This window comes from Amycolatopsis thailandensis (assembly GCF_042723255.1).
Taxonomy (GTDB): Bacteria; Actinomycetota; Actinomycetes; order Mycobacteriales; family Pseudonocardiaceae; genus Amycolatopsis; species Amycolatopsis thailandensis.
In genome coordinates this window covers 37,600-42,199 of the sequence record NZ_JBHXJK010000074.1, presented here as the reverse complement: position 1 = coordinate 42,199, position 4,600 = coordinate 37,600, and the positions used below count along the sequence as shown (strand labels likewise).

General features: G+C 65.5%; 3 protein-coding genes. All 3 read right to left on the bottom strand.

Annotated features, from left to right (window positions below; genetic code table 11):
• Window positions 1-65 precede the first annotated feature (65 nt).
• A complete protein-coding gene (locus ACFWMR_RS26725) occupies window positions 66-2,459 on the bottom strand; it encodes a chitinase C-terminal domain-containing protein (RefSeq protein ID WP_378380341.1) in 2,394 nt (797 codons plus the stop codon).
• A gap of 125 nt (window positions 2,460-2,584) precedes the next feature.
• A complete protein-coding gene (locus tag ACFWMR_RS26720) occupies window positions 2,585-3,664 on the bottom strand; it encodes a hypothetical protein (RefSeq protein WP_378380340.1) in 1,080 nt (359 codons plus the stop codon).
• A 10-nt stretch (window positions 3,665-3,674) separates the two neighbouring features.
• Window positions 3,675-4,337, bottom strand: a complete 663-nt coding sequence (locus tag ACFWMR_RS26715) for a VOC family protein (RefSeq protein WP_378380339.1) — start codon at window positions 4,335-4,337, stop codon at window positions 3,675-3,677.
• Window positions 4,338-4,600: the final 263 nt, after the last annotated feature.

Below are 4,600 nucleotides of genomic sequence, written 5' to 3'. Positions count from 1 at the left end.
CTATGAAAGGTCCTTTCCTTGCGAATTTCGCAAGGAAAGGACCTTTCATAGCGCGCTGCCGGGGTCTAGGCGGCTGTCCAGAGGGCAGGCACGTTCGGCGGCTCCCAGCCCGGCAGGGACCGATGGCCCTGACGGCACACGTAAGCCGCGCCGTTGTAGGTCACCCGGGCACCGGTCGCGTAATCGACGTTCGGCTTCCAGGCGTCGGACGGCACCGAGGTGGTCGTCGTCGGTGTGGTGGTGGTCGTCCGGGTCGTCGTCGGACTGGTCGTGGTGGTGGGTGACGTGGTCGTCGTACCCGTGGTCGTGGTGGGGGTGGTGGTCGTCGTCGGCGGAGCGCCGCCGCCGCGCGGGTTGTCCGACGCGATCGCGTAGGTCGTCCCGCCGAAGGTGAACGTGAAGTTCGACGGGGACGCGATCGGCATGTAGTAGTTCAGCCGGACCTCGACCGTGGCACCCGGGGCGATGTTCTGCCAGGACGGCACGGTCACCGCGACATGCTGGAAGTCTCCCTTCATGCCACCGACGTTGGGCCCGCTGTGTCCCTTGCTCGTGACGGCCAGGCCGAAGCCGGACTGGTCGGACATGCTGCCGGGTGCGCTCGTGCCGTAGTCGAACTCGATTTTCGTCCCACCGGGGATGGTGGTGGTCGAATTGTTGGTGATGCGCATCTGCGGGGTGATCGGGTAGTTCGCGTCGCCCAGCGCGAAGCCGGTCAGCTTGACGTTCGCGTTCAGCACCGAAGACGGCGCCGGACGCCCCGACTTCGAGTTGCCGTACGGGGCGGCGCCGCGCAGGCCGTCGTTGATCTTCGTGATCAGCGTGTCGCCCATGAAGTACTGGCCCTTGGCGCTGTCGAAGGCGTAGTCGCCTGCCAGTTCCCAAATCATGACGCCGCCGATGCCCTTGTCGGCCACGTACTTGGCCTTCGTGGCGAGCGACTCTTCGTCCTCAGTGGACAGGAACACCTTCTTGTCGTTGTTCCACAGCCACGGCGTCACCATGCTGTTGTCGTAATACCGGTTGTAGGTGCCGGAGAGCCGGTCCTTCGGGTTGTTCTTCGGGTCCAGCCCGTACTTCTCCAGGTAGTCCGGGGTGATCTCGTTTTCGAGGTTCTTCGCGTGCCACATGGGGTTCGCGCCCGCCGGTACCTCGGCGCCCGTCAGGCTCATGTCGTGCCAGAGGTTGTCGATGCCGATCGCGCCGTTACCGCACGGCACCGTCGAACCGACCTGCGATCCGGTGCCGGGTGGACATTGTTTCTGGTCCGGCAACGGTGCGGTGCCCCACAGTCCGTTCGTCCCGCCGGACACACCTTGCCAGCCCCGGGTGTAGAACCCGACGCCGATGTTGATCCGGCCGGCTTGCATGGCGCCGCGGAAATAGTGATACGCCCAGTCGGTGTTGAGATAACCCTGACCGTCGTACTGCGGTGTCGTGTACACCTGCCAGTGCGCGAGTTCCGCGTCCTTGCCGTTGTCGTAGAGCGCCGCGTTCGGCCCGGCGAACTGGTTCCACGCGCCGTGCAGGTCGTAGCTCATCATGTTGGCGTAGTCGAGATACTGCGTGACGCCGTAGACCTCCTGGCCGCGCAGCAGCCAGCCGGACGCGGGGACGGCCGCGGTCAGCAGGTAGTGCTTGCCGTCGGCGGCGCCCGCCTGGTCGATCTTCTGGCGCAGCGTGCGCATCAGGTTCTCGTAGCCCGCCCACAGCGTGCCGCGGTTGGCCTGCGCGATCCAGTAGTCGTCCGGGTTTCCGGCGTAGTTCGCCGAAGTCGCGTACTCGTAGTCGATGTCCGCGCCGTTGAATCCGTAGTCGCGCAGGAACTTCACGACGGAATCCGCGAAGGTGTCGATGCTCGCTTGGCTTTGCGTCATCTTGTAGAACCCGCCCGACGCGTTGCGCGTGCCGTCCGGGTTCAGGAAGCCGCCCGTCTCCGCCCAGCCGCCGATCGAAACCAGCGTCTTCACGTTCGGGTACTGCTTCTTGTACTTGTTCAGCAGATTGAAATGTCCCTTGTAGGGCAACGACGGATCCATCTCGGCGCCGGGCACGCCCGGCCATTCCATGCCGATGGACTCGTTGTTCGGGCCCGGGGCGCCGACCGACACCTTGTTCTGCGCGTCGACATGCGCGAACGCGTAGTTGAGGTGGGTGACCTTGGTCCACGGGATGTTGTTCGCGAGATACGCCGGTGCGCCGTTCTTGCCGGTGCGCCAGCTGGTGAAGTAGCCGATCACGCGACGGGAATGCCCTTCTCCCAGGGATTCCCGTCCGTTGGTGTCGTAGACGGTGCAGTAGGGGGTGTCGACGCCGGGTGTCCGGTACAGCCCGTCGGGACGACAGTCCTCGTGGCCTGCCGCGCTCGACGTGGTGGGGCTGATGACGACGATCATGAGTCCGGCCAGCGTGATGAGCGACGCCAGCAGGGGGAGTAGTTTCCTGGTTCTCCTTGGCACGCCGAACCTCCGACAGTGGAAGATGGCCCTCGGTCAGAGCAGCTTGAGCCGCCGAGGCGACGCGCGTCAATAGGTGTAGACCAATTTCCATCCTGTGCCGTATGGCCGAACGTACCTGTGGTTCGTCAGGTCTGGTCTTCGTCGAGGAGCGAGGGGGGTTCCGGCGCCGGCGTGTAAGTGAGGCCTCGCAACAGGGTTCGCGGGTGGCCATACTCTCGGCCACATCTCGTGAGTGCTATGACCCCGTGCCCTTCGACGCGGGTGTCCGGCCCGATCTTGCCCGGGTGCACCGAAATCGCCTCCGCGATCGTATCCGCGTCACAGTGGTCCGGTAGCCCGAGCTCCGCTTTGAGGCGCCGGTGGCGCCGGACCCATTCCCGTTGCCAGTCCAAGGGATTGTCGGTGTGCTCGATGTCGTCGGCCCAGCCTTCGGGCAGCGGGGTGTCCTCGTGGGGGAGCAGGTAGCCGTTCTCGGCCGGGAGTTCGCCGACCGCTTCTTCGGGAGCGGAGACGTCATAGGACCGGACCAGCTCGCCTTTTTCGGCGACGCACCACGAAGTCGTCGAGTCGCCGTAGCTGCGCCAGTACTGGTGCGCCGCGCCGAACAGGCGGCTCAACACGACGCAGCGGTCACGGTCCACTTCGCGTCGGACCTTCTCGTTCGCGAGCATGGCCTGATACTGCTCGCGCGGCTCGATGCTCCAGGTGCTTTCGTCGGTGACGCTCGCCGGGTGCTGATCGTCCGACGGCCTGCCGAAGACGAACGTCCACCCGTCGAGCACGGGACTGACGTAGATCCGCGCACAGCGTTGATGCCCGGAGCCGTGGTAGTGCTGGTTCCGGATTTCGGCGCCCAGCGACATGGTCACCGGTTCCGGATCGGACAGGCCGAACGCGTCGAGCACCGCCGCCTGGTCCGTGGTCGGGATGGCGTACCAGAACTCGCAACTCCGCATCGCGACCGGCACCTCGTCGGCGATCTTGCCCCGGATCAGGCGACGGACGAGCGCGAGGTCGTGCTCGCCGAGCGCCTCCGGGCCGCCCAGGCCGAACAGCAGAGCGCGCGCCGCGTTGCGCAGCGACTGATCCCCGGTGCGCCGGATTTCGCGCAGTTCGGGAAAATCGTCCGGTCCGGCGTCTTTCAGCTCCCAGGTGCTGACGCGTTCCCCGGCGACCAGGCTTTCGGCCACGGCTCTCATGTCCATACCGCGGAGGCTAGCCAAGCACCACGACAGAAAACTCGTTCCCGTCGGGATCGGCCATTTCCACGCGACCGTTTTCCTGTGGACCGAGGCGGGCCGCGCCGAGCGAGACGAGCCGGTCGATCTCCGCGAGGGGGCCGTCCAGGACGAAACGGAGCCGATTCGGTCCGCTCTTCGGGGTGAACGGCGGGCCGCCCCAGGTGATCTTCGGGCCGCCGCGCGGAGACCGGATCGCGGTCTCCTGGTCCTGATCCCAGACCAGCGGCCAGTCCAGTGCCTCGCTCCAGAAGTAACCGACTTCCTGCGAGCCGTCGCTCGCGACGGCGCCGACGAAACCGCAGTCGGCGAGGAAGTCGTTGCCCGGCTCGATGACGCAGAATTCGTTGCCCTCGGGGTCGGCGAGCACGACATGCTTCTCGTCCGGAAGCTGGCCGATGTCGATGTGTCGCCCGCCGAGTCCGAGCGCCTTCGCGACCGTCCGCCGCTGGTCGTCGAGGGACTCGCTCGTCAGGTCGAAATGCATCTGGTTCTGGCGGGTCTTCGGTTCGTCGCTCTTCACGAACCTCAGCCGGAAGCCGGTGTCGCCGATTTCCCGGCCGAGTAAACCGGTCCAGAATCGTTCGAGACCTTGCGGGTCGTGCGCGGCGAATTCGAGCGCTCGCAAAGTGGCGGTCATAAGCGACGCTAAGAACAACGGCGCTCCACACGCAACCGATTTATGGACGGTAAGGCAACGGTGGCGGGTGAGGTTCCGGACTGGTCGGCGCGCCGGTCGCGGCCCGAGTGTCCACTGGGGACACTTCGTGACGATTGAGCGTCCGATTCATGCCTGTATGAGCAGTTCTGCGTGGGGTCGTGAGGGGTTTTTTTTTTTTTGTATAAAAAATAATAAAAAAACCACCCCCCGCCCCGCGACGGCCACCCCCGCGGCCCCCCCAC